This is a genomic window from Bradyrhizobium sp. S69 (genome assembly GCF_009766005.1).
Lineage (GTDB): Bacteria > Pseudomonadota > Alphaproteobacteria > Rhizobiales > Xanthobacteraceae > Bradyrhizobium.
The window spans coordinates 1-13,751 of the sequence record NZ_LMUK01000025.1; the positions used below are offsets into that span (position 1 = coordinate 1).

General features: G+C 62.5%; 10 protein-coding genes and 1 pseudogene. 7 read left to right on the top strand and 4 right to left on the bottom strand.

Annotation, left to right across the window (positions count from 1 at the left end):
• Nucleotides 1-345 precede the first annotated feature (345 nt).
• On the bottom strand, nucleotides 346-903 hold the full coding sequence (locus tag GSQ88_RS09325; protein ID WP_159007388.1) for a PAS domain-containing protein: 558 nt from the start codon (nucleotides 901-903) through the stop codon (nucleotides 346-348).
• A gap of 496 nt (nucleotides 904-1,399) precedes the next feature.
• Here GSQ88_RS09325 and GSQ88_RS09330 point away from each other — a divergent pair, with 496 nt between their 5' ends.
• On the top strand, nucleotides 1,400-2,218 hold the full coding sequence (locus GSQ88_RS09330) for a rhomboid family intramembrane serine protease (protein WP_159007390.1): 819 nt from the start codon (nucleotides 1,400-1,402) through the stop codon (nucleotides 2,216-2,218).
• Nucleotides 2,219-2,427: 209 nt separating this feature from the next.
• Nucleotides 2,428-2,856, top strand: coding sequence for a CBS domain-containing protein (locus GSQ88_RS09335; protein WP_159007392.1), 429 nt, complete (start codon nucleotides 2,428-2,430; stop codon nucleotides 2,854-2,856).
• A 15-nt stretch (nucleotides 2,857-2,871) separates the two neighbouring features.
• Here GSQ88_RS09335 and GSQ88_RS09340 read toward each other — a convergent pair whose 3' ends face one another.
• Entirely contained in the window at nucleotides 2,872-3,936 is a 1,065-nt protein-coding gene (locus GSQ88_RS09340) for a patatin-like phospholipase family protein (protein WP_159007394.1), read from the bottom strand.
• Between the two features lie 187 nt (nucleotides 3,937-4,123).
• On the opposite strand from GSQ88_RS09340, the gene GSQ88_RS09345 reads away from it, so the two are divergent.
• Both GSQ88_RS09345 and GSQ88_RS09350 read left to right on the top strand, forming a co-directional pair.
• Nucleotides 4,124-5,176 (top strand): RgsD C-terminal domain-containing protein, encoded by a 1,053-nt coding sequence (locus GSQ88_RS09345; RefSeq protein WP_159007396.1) that lies wholly within the window; start codon nucleotides 4,124-4,126, stop codon nucleotides 5,174-5,176.
• A gap of 181 nt (nucleotides 5,177-5,357) precedes the next feature.
• Nucleotides 5,358-7,835 carry a putative bifunctional diguanylate cyclase/phosphodiesterase gene (locus GSQ88_RS09350; protein WP_159007398.1) on the top strand — a complete coding sequence of 826 codons (2,478 nt, stop codon included), beginning with the start codon at nucleotides 5,358-5,360 and terminating at the stop codon, nucleotides 7,833-7,835.
• Nucleotides 7,836-7,965: 130 nt separating this feature from the next.
• Here the strand turns inward: GSQ88_RS09350 and GSQ88_RS09355 are convergent, their stop codons facing one another.
• Nucleotides 7,966-8,529 carry a nitroreductase family protein gene (locus GSQ88_RS09355; RefSeq protein WP_159007400.1) on the bottom strand — a complete coding sequence of 188 codons (564 nt, stop codon included), beginning with the start codon at nucleotides 8,527-8,529 and terminating at the stop codon, nucleotides 7,966-7,968.
• A 156-nt stretch (nucleotides 8,530-8,685) separates the two neighbouring features.
• On the opposite strand from GSQ88_RS09355, the pseudogene GSQ88_RS09360 reads away from it, so the two are divergent.
• Nucleotides 8,686-9,056, top strand: a pseudogene (locus tag GSQ88_RS09360) (helix-turn-helix domain-containing protein).
• On the opposite strand, the gene thrS reads toward GSQ88_RS09360, so the two are convergent.
• Nucleotides 9,053-11,098 carry a threonine--tRNA ligase gene (thrS, locus tag GSQ88_RS09365; RefSeq protein WP_159007402.1) on the bottom strand — a complete coding sequence of 682 codons (2,046 nt, stop codon included), beginning with the start codon at nucleotides 11,096-11,098 and terminating at the stop codon, nucleotides 9,053-9,055. The pseudogene GSQ88_RS09360 and the gene thrS overlap by 4 nt on opposite strands.
• Before the next feature lie 209 nt (nucleotides 11,099-11,307).
• Between thrS and GSQ88_RS09370 the strand changes: the two genes are divergently transcribed.
• Complete coding sequence (locus GSQ88_RS09370) at nucleotides 11,308-13,194, top strand: caspase family protein (protein ID WP_159007404.1); 1,887 nt, start codon at nucleotides 11,308-11,310, stop codon at nucleotides 13,192-13,194.
• A gap of 200 nt (nucleotides 13,195-13,394) precedes the next feature.
• Nucleotides 13,395-13,748, top strand: coding sequence for a hypothetical protein (locus GSQ88_RS09375; RefSeq protein WP_159007624.1), 354 nt, complete (start codon nucleotides 13,395-13,397; stop codon nucleotides 13,746-13,748).
• Nucleotides 13,749-13,751 lie beyond the last annotated feature (3 nt).

Below are 13,751 nucleotides of genomic sequence, written 5' to 3' on the forward strand. Positions count from 1 at the left end.
CTTCCGCTGAACCTGTATGCTCATGTGCGTTTTGCTATTTCCATTTGCACATGAGACCGCGGGTGCAGCGCGCACCCGGTCTTCCCTGCGCCCTCTCTTTTTTGGGGGGCAAATGAATTTGCAAACCTCGGGCGCAGCGTGTCGCGAGAATGCGGATGCGCGTGTGGATCGCGTCGTTGTTTGATGAATTCGAAAAATCCACTCACGTCGTCCCGGCCTCCGAGCCGGGACCCACGCCGAGGACTCGCGTTTTGGCAGTGATGCAGATGCCTTCTATTACAATTGACGCCGGGGGTTATGGGTCCCGGCGCAAGGCCGGGACGACGAAAACTGAAAGGCCCCGTTCTACCGCAATCCCTCATAGACCATCAGCCCGCGGGCGATCGCGAGTTTTCTCAGCGCGCGCGGCACCAGGCGCTGCGGCGGGTGGGCGAGATAGCGCCACGAGGTCAGCTTGAAATCGCGCAACGCCTGTTGCGCGTCGCCGAACGGCGCCAGCAATCCGGTCAGGCTGACCGGGGCATGGGCGCGCGGGTTAAACGGCAGCAGCAGCAATTCCAGATGCGCCGGCGTGCCGTCCTGCGTGGTCGCGGTGATGCCGGCAACCGCGCCGAGCAGTTCCTCGGCTACCACTGCGATGATCTCCTCGATATCGCGGCGGGTGTCCGGCGTGAACAACGCCGAAAAGCTCTTATCTTTGAGGTCGCGGCCGAGCAGGGCGCAGACCCGCGTTCCCGCCACGCGGAACGGGTAGCCGCCCTCGGCCTCATAGGAGAGCACAAAAATGTCGCCGAGCAACTCGCGCACCGCGCCGGGCTCGATCTCGCTGCGGTCGGGCGCCCGCGCCTCGCCACGGCGCTCGTCCCAATAGGCGAAAAATGCGCGGTTCGAAGGATGCTTCATGGTCTGGTCTGCCCCGGCGGTGGGTCCGGCGGGACATTTCTGTCCTGCTTTCGCGCATCCGCTTTGCCGTGTCTGTTGTGCAGGGCAGACGGTGCAGCGTCTATGCCAGCGCGCGAGTTAGGCCCGTTTCACAGGCCTTTCCTCGCGTTAACGTTAAATTAACTATGGACTTGCCGGGATGCGCGAAGTGGTAGATTGCTACGCCTATCGCCGCGCTGGTCTTCTCCAGGGCCATCGCGGAACACAGGGTTGGTTCAAACAGTTTGGTCATCGCGCGGGGAGGGGTGGGGATGTCGCCCGGTTAGCCCAACGCGAGAAGACACGGACGGAAAAGGCAGGGCGTCTCAGCGCTCTGCCTTTTTGTTTGGGCGGTGTCGGTCTCGTTCGGTGCCCGACCGCTGTCGCGGACGCGGCGCTGCGCTCTTGCGCTGCAGCAGCAAGCCGCTTATTGGGGCGCCATCGCTCATCAGAGCCGTGGCTTAAGGTCTTCGATCCCTTGGAATTTCCCCCGGACTCTCCGCCAGAGGCTTTCACCCCGGTTGAACCGCCGCAGGCTCGGCGCGAGCCGATCCTGACCTTGCCCGGCGCGCTGACCGCCTATGTGGTGCTGCTGGCGGTCATTCACGTCGTGCGGTTGCTGCTGCCGTTCGACACCGACGACCTCGTCGTCGAGATGTTCGGCTTCATCCCGAAACGCTACGATTCGACGCTGTTGGACGTCACCTTCCCCGGCGGCGCCGGCGCCAAGGTCTGGAGCTTTGTCAGCTATTCGCTGCTGCACGCCAATTTCACCCATATCGGCTTCAACGTGCTGTGGCTGTTGCCGTTCGGCAGCGCGCTGGCGCGGCGGTTTGGCGCGGCCAGGTTCTTCCTGTTCATGGCGGTGACGGCGGCGGCGGGCGCGCTGGCGCATCTCGTCAGCCATGAACACGCGGTCGCGCCGATGATCGGCGCCTCGGCATCGGTATCCGGCGCCATGGCGGCGGCGATCCGGTTTGCGTTTGTGCAGGGCAGTTTCCTGTCGTTCAGCCGCGGCGACGCCGATGCCGCAGCACGGGTGCCGGCACTGTCGCTGCTCAATGCCTTGCGCAACCGCCGCGTGCTGGGTTTCCTCGCGGTCTGGTTCGGCCTCAACATCATCTTCGGCATCGGATCGATCGCGATCGGCGGCACCGAGGGCGTCAGCATCGCCTGGCAGGCGCATATCGGCGGATTTCTAGCCGGGCTGATGTTGTTTTCGCTGTTCGATCCGGTGCCGCGGGCCTCCGACGATGCTGCGCCTGCGTCGTCGCCGGACGCCTCGAACCAGGGATGATCGTAAGCTTGCGGCGCGGGGCGATTTCATTCATCATCGCAGCCGTGACGAAGGCAGGGCTATCAGGCCCGCGAGCGTGCTTGATAGCCGCAATTGCCACGAGCTTTGGCAAAAAAACTGCGCCCGAACGAAACCGGCGCGAAACTGTTGACTCAACGTGAAAAAAGATTGCGCTCGTCAAGGGCGCGTTCGGCTTCAAGGAGGCGACAATGACGGTACGTGCAATTCTCGATTCCAAAGGCCACCAGATCCAGAGCGTCCAGCCGGACGCCAAGCTCTCGGCCGCGATCAAGCTACTTGGCGAAAAGAAAATCGGCGCCGTGCTGGTGATGGAGCGCGGCCGCATCGAAGGCATCCTGTCGGAACGCGATATCGTGCGCGTGCTCGGCGAACGCGGTGCTGCGGTGCTCGACGAACCGGTCAGCGCGGTGATGACGCGCAAGGTCATCAGCTGCAAGCCGTCGGATACGGTCGGCGCGATCATGGAGATGATGACGTCGGGCAAATTCAGGCATCTGCCTGTCGTCGATGACAGCAGGGTGGTCGGCCTGATTTCCATTGGCGACATCGTCAAATGGCGGGTCAGGGAATACGAAAACGAACAGGAAGCCTTGCGGGATTATATCAAGACCGCCTGAGCTACGCCGCCTGAGCTACTCCTTGGCGGTACCGGGCTTATCGACCAAAGCCCTGTCGGCTGTGGCGCCCGGCTTGGCCGATGGCGTCACCAGGATGTCGATCGCTTCCTGGATCGACTCGATCGCGCGCTCGGCGGCGCGGACGCCGTGCGCGATCAGATCTTCGGCGCGGTGGAAATCGAACCAGCCGATTTGTCCGACCCGGGGCGAGATCAGAAGGTCCGGCGGGTCGCCGGCCAATCGCGCACGGGTGATGCGGTCCTGCATGATGTTGAAGGCGTCGACCATGACGGTGGAGATGCCCGGACGTCCGCCGCCGCCAAAGAACTCCCGCTTCAGGGTGCGCTCGGGCGAAAAGAACTTGCCGAAACCGCGCTTCGGCGGCGTGGGATCGAGGATCTCCGGCGTCGAGACGACCGCGACCTCCGGGGCCGGTCCGTGCGAATAGATCGTCGTCGAATGGGCAAACACGTCGCTGGAAAGATTGGCCGCGATCACGATCTCGGCGCCGAACGCGCGCGCCGCCGACACCGGCACCGGGTTCACCAGCGCGCCATCCACCAGCCAGCGGTCACCGACCATGACGGGGGAAAATATCCCGGGCAGCGCGTAGGAGGCGCGCATGGCGTCGACGATACGGCCATGGGTCAGCCAGATCTCGTGGCCGGTACGGACTTCGGTCGCCACGCTGGCAAATTTGGTCGAAAGGTCCTCGATCAGGGTCGCGCCCATCGCGGCTTCGAGCTGGGCTGCGAGCTTGGCGCCGCCGATCAGCCCCGAGCCGTTGAGGCGGATGTCGAGATAGCCCAGAATATTGCGCGGCTGCAGGCTGCGCGCCCATTCTTCCAGCGTATCGAGGTGCCCGGCCGCATAGGCGCCGCCGACCACGGCACCGATCGAAGTGCCGACCACGATATTGGGCACGATGCCATGGGCGATCAGGGTGCGGATGATCCCGATATGGGCAAATCCGCGCGCGGCGCCGCCGCCCAGCGCAAGGCCGATCACCGGCCGCCTGACCGCGCCCGGTCCGGCCTTGTCACGGCCGTTCTGGCCGCGCCCGATCAAATTCTCCAGCACTGTCGTCTCCTTGGCAGCCAAGCCTATTCGCGAAGGCTGCAGCTTGCCAGAATCTCCCGAAAGCATGGTTTATACTGCGGTTGTGGGCGGCCTAGGTGGCGATTGTGACTGGACCGCGACCCCCGGCCGCCATCGGGCGCGCGCGGAGGCTTGAATTTGCCGCGTTTTCAGTGAAAAGCATGGCGCTATGACTCCCTGGGGTAACGGCATCGGTGGATTTGGGCGGCGCGGACGCCGGGCAGCGGCATTCGCGCTCGCGGCCACGCTGGTTTGCCTGTTTTGCGCCCCGGCGTCGGCCCAGATGTTTACCGATCGCCCGCCGCCGATACCCCCGGCCTCGGTTCCGGAACCCGCCGGTGGAGCGATGAGCCTGGCGCCGTCGTCCGGGCCGGCGTCGACCCCGAGCCTGCCGGCCCCATTGACGCAGCCCTCGATCGCCGCCCCCGCGCCGGTGGCGCTGCCTCCGGGGGCCTCGACCGCCGGCCAGGCGGTGCTGTCGCTGACCGCGCGTTACGGCAAGGACATGCCGGTGATCGGCAGTGGTCTGGTGTGGCGGGTGTTTTCGGATCGGCCGGACGAGACCGGCACGTTCAAATTGATCCGCGAGGATCACGGCGCCACGCCGAACATCGTGCTGCCGCCGGGCGGCTATGTGGTCCACGTTGCGCTCGGCCTCGTCAGCGCGGTGCGGCCGGTCACGCTGAAATCGGAAACTGTCCGCGAGGCTTTCGTGCTGCCGGCCGGCGGCCTGCGCATCGAAGGCCGGGTCGGCACCTCAAAGATTCCGCAGAACCAGATCTCGTTCGCGATCTTCAAGGGCAGCCAGTTCGAAACCTCCGAGCGCGCTGCGCTGCTGCCGAGCGTGGCACCCGGCGACGTCGCGCTGCTGCCGGAAGGCACCTACTACATCGTTTCCAACTACGGCGACGCCAATTCGGTGGTGCGTTCCGACATTCGCGTGCAGGCCGGCAAACTGACCGACGTGATCATCACCCACCGCGCCGCTGTGATCACGCTGAAGCTGGTCAGCGACAAAGGCGGCGAGGCCTTGGCCAACACCGCATGGTCGGTGATCACGCCGGGCGGCGACGTCATCAAGGAATCGATCGGCGCGTTCCCGCGCGTCGTGCTGTCCGAGGGTGAATATCGCGCGATCGCCAAGAACGAAGGCAAGGTGTTCGAGCGCCCCTTCAACGTCGTCAACGGCGTCGACGGCGAAGTCGAAGTCGTCGCGCGCTAACGCAAAGACCGCGCCGACAAAACCTTGCCGCTGTCATAGTCGCTAATGGGTGCTAACCATCGGAGCACTTAAAACTGTCATAATCGACGGTTTGCAAATACCACCCCGGAATTTTTACAACGCATTAAGCCGCCCTGCATTGGATGTGGCGGGAACGACGCTGTTGCGTTGCGGGGAAGTGATGACTGTTGCTGCTAAAAAGAAATCCGAAAAAATCGACGCGACAATGTTCGACGACGTCCCGGTCCTGCGGCGCAAATGGCAAGCCGCGTTGCGGCCGGGCGAAAAACTGCCGCGCTACGAAGACGTGATGCTGGGAAGCCTCGGCCGGCTTGCCGATCATATCGTCCTGATGAAGGGCAACGACAGCGGCACGCTGGAGGTGTCGCGCACCGGCCGCTACGTCCAGAAATGGCTCGACGATGAGCGCTGGGACATTCCGCTGACCGCGCTGTCGCCGGATTGCGCGACCGCGCTCGGCGAGGCCGCGGCCAGCGCGCTGGCGAACAGCCAGCCTTATCTCGCGGTGGCGCATTGCGTTCGCGATGGGCTGGTGCGGACCTACGACATTCTGGCACTGCCGACTTATTCGCGCTGGGGCGGGACCCTGATCGGCACCTATGTCAACGAGCGAGGCTCGCAATATAATCTGCTCGACACGATTTTTTCCGCGACCCACGAGGGCGTGCTGTCGCTGGCAACGCTTCGCGATGCGCTCGGCCGGCCATTCGACTTTCAGATCGTTCACCTCAATCAGGGCGCGTCACGGCTGCTCAAGCTGCCGTCGGCCGATCTGATGTGGCGGCGGCTCAGCGCCGGCGGCAACGTGCTGTGCTCGACGGAAATCGTTCAGCGTCTGCTCGACATCGTCAACAACGGCAATGGCGGCCAGTTCGAGATCGACAGTGACGATCGTAACCTGAAGCTCGGCGTCACCGCGTTCGGCGACATGCTGTCGCTGACGGTCTCCGACATCACCGATCTGAAACGCCGCGAATCCTCGTTTCGTCTGCTGTTCGACAATAACCCGATGCCGATGTGGGTATTCGATGCCCACACCATGGAATTCCTCAGCGTCAACGACTCGGCCGTGCAGCATTACGGATACAGCCGGGCGGACTTCCTGCGCATGACGCTGCGGCAGATCTGGCCACAAGACGAATGGGCGATGCACGGCGAGGCGTTGCAGGAGATCGGCGACGTCTACCATTCCAGCCGCGACTGGCGGAATCTCAAGGCGGACGGCAGCGAAATCCATGTGCTGACATTCGGCCGGCGCGTCGCATTCGACGGCCGCGACGGTTATCTCGTGGCCATCGTCGACATCACGGAGCGACGCAAGGCCGAGGCCCGGATCGCGCACATGGCGCATCATGACGGCCTGACCAATCTGCCGAACCGCGATTTCTATCAGGATCGCCTTCGCCAGGCGCTGGAGCGCAACCAGGCCGGCGACAAGCGCGTGGCGGTCCTGTGCGTCGATCTCGACTTGTTCAAGAACGTCAACGATGCGTTCGGCCATCCGATGGGCGATCGCCTGTTGAAGGCGGTGGCCGAGCGGCTCAGAAGTGCGGTTCGCGGCGATAATCTGGTGGCGAGGCTTGGCGGCGACGAATTCGCGATCGTGCTCGCGGCCGACGTCTCGCCAAACGAGGCGAGCGACTTTTCGGATCGCCTGATCCGGACGTTGAGCGCGCACTACGACATCGACGGCAGTGAGCTTGTGGTGGGCGCCAGCATCGGCATCGCGTTGTCGCCCGGCGATGGCGACACCTGCGAGGAACTGATGCGCAACGCCGATATGGCGCTGTACCGGGCGAAGTCGGATGGCGGCGGTGTTCACCGCTTCTTCGAACGCGAGATGGACCGGCAGGCCCAAAAGCGCCGCGATATGGAGCGCGATCTGCGCAGCGCTTTCGCCAATGGCGAGTTCGAGCTTCACTACCAGCCGCTGGTGGACATCGCCGCCGACCAGATCAACGGCTTCGAATCGCTGTTGCGCTGGCGGCATCCGGACAAGGGCATGATCTCGCCGGCCGAATTCATCCCGGTCGCCGAGGATATCGGTTTGATTGTGCCACTCGGCGAATGGGTGTTACGGGAGGCCTGCTCGGAGGCGGCGAAATGGCCCGCCGACATCAAGATCGCCGTCAATCTATCGCCGGTACAGTTTCGCAGCCGCAACCTGGTTCAGGCGGTGATCTCGGCGCTGGCGCATTCGGGGCTGTCGCCGTTGCGGCTCGAGCTCGAAATCACCGAGTCGGTCTTCCTGGCGGAGACCGAGGCCAATCTTGCGATCCTGCATCAGTTGCGCCAACTCGGCGTCAGCATTTCGATGGACGATTTCGGCACCGGCTATTCCAGCCTCAGCTATCTTCGCAGCTTCCCGTTCGACAAGATCAAGATCGATCGTTCGTTCGTGAAGGATCTGGCGGAGCGCTCCGACTGCGTGGCGATCGTGCGGGCGATTTCCAGCCTCGGGCGCAGCCTGAACATTACGACCACGGCCGAAGGTGTCGAGACCATGGACCAGCTCGACTGGTTGCGCGCCGAAGGCTGCAACCAGGTGCAGGGCTTTCTGTTCAGCGCGGCGCGACCCGCGGCCGAGATCGAACAACTGTTGTTCAAGTTCGGCCGCCGCGCGTCTCAGGCCGCGTGAGGCAATTGAACTTGTCATGCCCGGGCAGAAGCGCGTCTTCGCGCTAGATGACCCGGGCATCCATCAAGCTTCGCAAGATGCCAGTTCAAAACGATGGATTGCCGGATCAAGTCCGGCAATGACAACCTTCCTAGAACCGCGTCACGATCTCGGCCAGCGCTGGGCGCGGCCGGTCTTCGTTAGGCTTGGTGACCGTGCCGATGTGGATGAAGCCCGCCAGCTTTTCATCCGGCTTCAACCCAAGTCCTTCGAGGACGTCGCGGTCGAACGCGAACCAGCCGCTCAGCCAGTTGGCGCCGTAGCCGAGCGCGGTCGCTGCGGTGACGATATTCATCGCGCTCGCGCCGGCCGATAATTCCTGTTCCCACGGCGGCACTTTGGGGTGCGGCTTGGTAAAGCTGACCACCGCGATCACCAGTGGCGCGTCCATCAGCCGGCGCTTCTCGATCTCGATCTCGGCCACTGGCGCTGCCGGATTTTTCCGCGCGAAGACCTTGGCAATGACGTCGCCGGCGCGGGCGCGGGCCTCGCCCTCGAACACGATGAAACGCCATGGCGTCAGCTTGCCGTGGTCCGGCACCCGCGCGCCGATGGTGAGGATGGTATCGAGTTCGGCCGGCGAGGGGCCGGGACCGCTCATTTCGCGCGGCTTTACCGAGCGGCGAAGTTTCAGGAGTTCAAGGGCATCGGGCACTATGGTATCCTTCGGCACGAATTATTAGACGGTTTGCCTAACACGAAGATAGGTAAGCAACGAACACTTGGAAGTGACTTTAGATCGATTTTGAAGAGATCCGATCTGAATGGCAAATCGCCGGCGACAGTCCCGAGGACGCAAAGAGATCTAGCCATGGATATCGCACCGATCAAATCCCATCGTGATTATCGCCGCGTTCTCCGGGAGATCGACGGATTAATGAATGCCAAGCGGAATCGCCCGAAGGAGATCGGCTGGATGTGCTGGTTACGCTGGTGGAAGCATGGGAACGAAAGCATTACCCGCTCGATTTTCCGGACCCGGTGGAGGCCATCAAGTATCATATGGAGCAGAGCGGACTGCAGCCGCGGGATCTGATTCCGTTCATTGGCAGCCGTAACCGCGTACATGAAGTTCTAAATCGCCGGCGCGAGCTTACGCTGAATATGATCAGGCGATTGCATGACGGACTCGGCATTCCTGCCGAGTCGTTGATCAAGATCGGGCAGCACAAGGCGGCTTAGTCTGCCGCTCGCGCCCGCTTCACGTCCGGTGGCGTGGCTTCGTCGACCAGAGCAGCCAGGGCGGCCTCGGTCGACATCACGGTTTGTCCATCGCTGCCGAGCCGGCGGATCGAGACCGAATGGCTTTCGGCTTCCTTCTTGCCGACCACCAGCAGCGCCGGGATCTTTGCCAGCGAGTGCTCCCGGACCTTGTAGTTGATCTTCTCATTGCGCAGATCGAGCTCGACACGCAGGCCCGCGCGCCGCGCTTGCGCCGCGACCACCTTGGCGTATTCGTCGCCTTCCGACGTGATGGTGGTGACAACGGCCTGGGTTGGCGCCAGCCAGAGTGGGAAATTGCCGGCAAAATGCTCGATCAGGATGCCGATGAAGCGCTCCATCGAGCCGCAGATCGCCCGATGCACCATCACCGGCACCTTCTTCGAGCCGTCGGCGTCGATGTAGAACGCGCCGAACCGTTCCGGCAGGTTGAAGTCGACCTGCGTGGTGCCGCATTGCCAGTCGCGGCCGATGGCGTCGCGCAGCACGTATTCGAATTTCGGTCCGTAGAACGCGCCTTCGCCCGGATTGATCTCGGTCTTGATACGGTTGTGGCCCTGCGCCTTGATCTCCTGCAGCACCGTCGCCATCACGCGCTCGGCATGATCCCACATCTCGTCGGTGCCGACGCGCTTCTCCGGCCGGGTCGATAGCTTTACCGTGAGATCGCCCTCGAAACCGAAATCGGCATAGGTCGACATGATCAGGTCGTTGATCTTGAGGCACTCGTCGGCAAGCTGGGCCTCGGTGCAGAACACGTGGGCGTCGTCCTGGGTAAAGCCGCGCACCCGCATCAGGCCGTGCATGGCGCCCGACGGTTCATAGCGGTGCACGACGCCGAATTCGGCGAGGCGCAATGGCAGGTCGCGATAGCTCTTCAGGCCGTGCTTGAAGATCTGGACGTGGCCGGGGCAATTCATCGGCTTCAACGCGAACCAGCGTTTGTCCTCGGCCTCGTCGCCGGCCGATTGCGCCGCGAACATGTTCTCGCGGTACCAGTCCCAATGGCCTGAGGTTTCCCACAATGACTTGTCGAGAATCTGCGGCGCATTGACCTCGCTGTAATCGCCGGCAAGTCGCCGGCGCATATAGGCGATCAGGGCCTGGAAGATGGTCCAGCCCTTGGCGTGCCAGAACACGACGCCTGGACCTTCCTCCTGGAAGTGAAACAGGTCGAGTTCGCGCCCGAGCTTGCGATGGTCGCGCTTCTCGGCTTCCTCGATCTGCTTGAGGTACGCGTCGAGCTCTTCCTGCTTGGCGAATGCCGTGCCGTAGATCCGCGTCAGCATCGGATTATTGCTGTCGCCGCGCCAATAAGCGCCGGCGACCTTCATCAGCTTGAACGCGCTTCCGATCTTGCCGGTGGACGTCATGTGCGGGCCGCGGCACAGGTCGAACCAGTCACCCTGGAAATAGATCTTGATCGGCTCGTCGCCTGGAATGGTGTCGACCAGTTCGACCTTGAAGTTCTCGCCCTTGTCGCGGAATACCTGCTTGGTCTGCTCGCGGCTCCAGACCTGTTTGGTAAACGGCTTGTCGCGCGCGATGATCTCGCGCATCTTCTTTTCGATCGCCGCAAAGTCTTCCGGCGTGAATGGCTCGTTGCGGAAGAAATCGTAATAGAAGCCGTTCTCGATCACCGGACCGATCGTGACCTGGGTGCCCGGCCATAGCGATTGCACGGCCTCGGCCAGCACATGGGCGGCGTCGTGCCGGATCAATTCGAGCGCACGGCCGTCCTCGCGGGCGATAAATTCGATTTTCGCGTCCTGCGAGATCGGATCCGCGAGGTCCGTGACCACGCCATCAAGCGCCATCGCCACGGTGCGCTTGGCCAGCGACGGCGAGATGCCCTTGGCGATATCGAGGCCGGTGATGTCCCTGGGGAATTCGCGCCTGGCGCCGTCGGGGAAGGTGAGGGCGATCACGTTGGGTTCCACGGCCGGTTTCAAATTCGCGAGGCCAAACTGGAATCCGGGTGCGGGTGTATTGTTGTCAGGCATGGTGATCTCCTCATGCTCACTCCTGCGAACGAGCGCAGGTAAGCGGAAAGCAACGGTATAGCAGGGGATTCGGGCACTGCAACCCGGCTTTTCGGTGTCGGCGGACGCCGCGCGGTACAAAAATCCGCGGTCTTGATTTTGTAATGATGCCGTCGGATCATCGAACAGTCATTTGCCGCCTGCCGTTCGAAATGATTGCGAAGGTTCACATGCGCTGGTTTTTGGCCGGTCTTGCGGCGGCTGCGGTTCTCTGGGCATCAGGCGCGTCCGCTAATGATTTCACCGATTGCGGTGAGGCCTTCAAGTTAAAGGCCGGAAATGAAGTAACCGCCGAGATCAAGGCAAAGGCGGACCCGATCATTGCGGCCTGTACGCGCGTTATGCAGCTCAAAAACCCGCCCAAAAATCTCGACCTTCAGGGCGTGTACATCTTCCGGGGCTTCGTGTGGTACGCCTTGCACGAATACGACAGGGCGATCGCCGACTATACGTCGTCGATCAATATGCCCGGCAAGGCCAACACCAGCAACGCTTCCATCGCCTACAGCTTCCGCTCCATCGCCTTCGGAGACAAGAACGACTTCGACCTCGCGGTGGCCGACAACATCGCGGCGCTCAAGATCAATCCGAAGAACTTCACCGTCCATCACGATCAGGCCAATCTGTATCGTTTGATGAAAAAACCCGAGGCCGCGCTGGCGGAGCTCGACCGCGCGATCGAGATCAATCCGAAGTTTGCCGAATCCTACAATTCGCGCGGCTTGATTTTCGACGAGATAGGGCAACCCGACGCCGCCTTGACCAATTTCAACGAAGTCATTCGTTTGAACCCGACGGCCAGGGCCTATGCCATCAGGGGAAACCACTGGCGGCTGGCGGGCGATCTCGACAAGGCGCTGCAGGATCAGGACGCGGCGGTCAAGCTTGGCGGCGACGACCTTGCTTATTTCCTGCGCGCGGAAACGCTGCGGTATCGTGGCGATCTCGATCGCTCGCTTCAGGATTACGACAAGTTTCTTGGTCTGCATCCCATTGAAGTGCAGGCCATCGTCGGCCGGGGGCTGGTTCTCGAGAAGATGGGAAACCTGACGCAGGCCAAGGCGGAGTTTGAGCGGGCCCTGGGTACCGACTCCGCGTTTATCATCGCCAAGATTGAATCACAGGAAGCCCGCGAGACCGCCCGGGCGCGGCTCGCGGCGTATGCTTCCGGCGATTCCCAGCCGGTGATTCCGCCGGCACCGGTCAGGGTAACGTCGGCGACCTCTATTCCAACGCCCGCACTGGTTGCCCCGATCCTCAAAACCCCGGTCAAGCCTCCGGTCCGTCGGTCGGAAGCTGCCAGCCAGGGCCGGCGCGTGGCGCTGGTCATCGGCAACTCGGCCTATGAAAAAGTACCGGCACTTGAAAATCCGCAAAAGGACGCCGAAGCCGTCGCAACCTCGCTGCGCAATATCGGCTTTGCCACCGTGACCCTTGCGACGAACGCCTCGCGGGAAAAATTGATCGCCGGCTTGCGCGCTTTTGCCGATGAGGCGGACAAGGCCGACTGGGCCGTGGTCTACTATGCCGGCCACGGCATCGAGGTGAACGGACAGAATTATCTTATTCCGGTCGATGCCGTGCTGAAGACCGATCGGGATATTCAATTCGAAGCGATCCCGCTCGACCAGGTGATGGCGGCGATCGACGGCGCCAAAAAGCTCAAGCTGGTGATCCTCGATGCCTGCCGCGACAACCCGTTCGCGCCGCAAATCAAGAAGACCGCGGCGCCCGATGCTGTCGCGGCAGCTTCGACAGCCGGAGGCAATGTCGGTACGCGTTCGATCGGACGCGGGCTTGGCGAAGTGAAAGTGCAGGGTGCCTCCTTGGTGGTGTTCGCGGCCAAGCATGGCCAGACCGCGCTTGACGGCGAGGGTGGCAATTCGCCGTTCGCGGTGGCGATGGTTCAACGCGTCGCCACGCCGGGTGTCGAGATCAACAAGATCTTCCGGCTGGTGCGCGACGATGTCATGGAAGCGACCGCGGGGCGCCAGGAGCCCTATACTTACGGCTCGCTGCCAGGCAAAGAGGATTTCTTCTTCGTCGCCGCTCCATAGAACGTCAGATTAAACTTGGTGAGCCGTTCGCCTTCAAGCGGCCGGTGCGTCAGGTCGGGCAGGCTATTGGTTTAGCGATTGGCGTTTGTTATACGCCGCCAGCTATCATACGGGGCTATGTGTCGATGGCTCAGGCTGGCGCTCCTGGTGGTGATGCTGACGGGGGCGCGCATCGCCACGGCAAAAACGGGGGAAGTTACATGAGAACGATGCTGGTGCTGGTTGCGCTGCTTTATCCGGGCGCTGTGATGGCTCAGCAGAGCCCGTCACCGACAGTCGGAGACAAGCCGCTGTTGCAGGTGAAGCCGCATGGCGCGGTGTCGCCCAAGGCCGCAGCGCCGAAGAAACAATCCGTCGCCGAGAAGTTGCTGGCTTGTCTCGACATCGACGACGGCACCAAAGGCCGCCTCGAATGCGATGATGCGATTTTCCCGCCCAAGCCAAATCCGAAGGCGCCGGCTGCGAAAGGGGTGGCCGATTGCCATTTGATCAAGGAAGAAGACGATCGGCTGAATTGCTATAACGGCTTTGCGGAAAAGATACCGAAACTCTGAGCG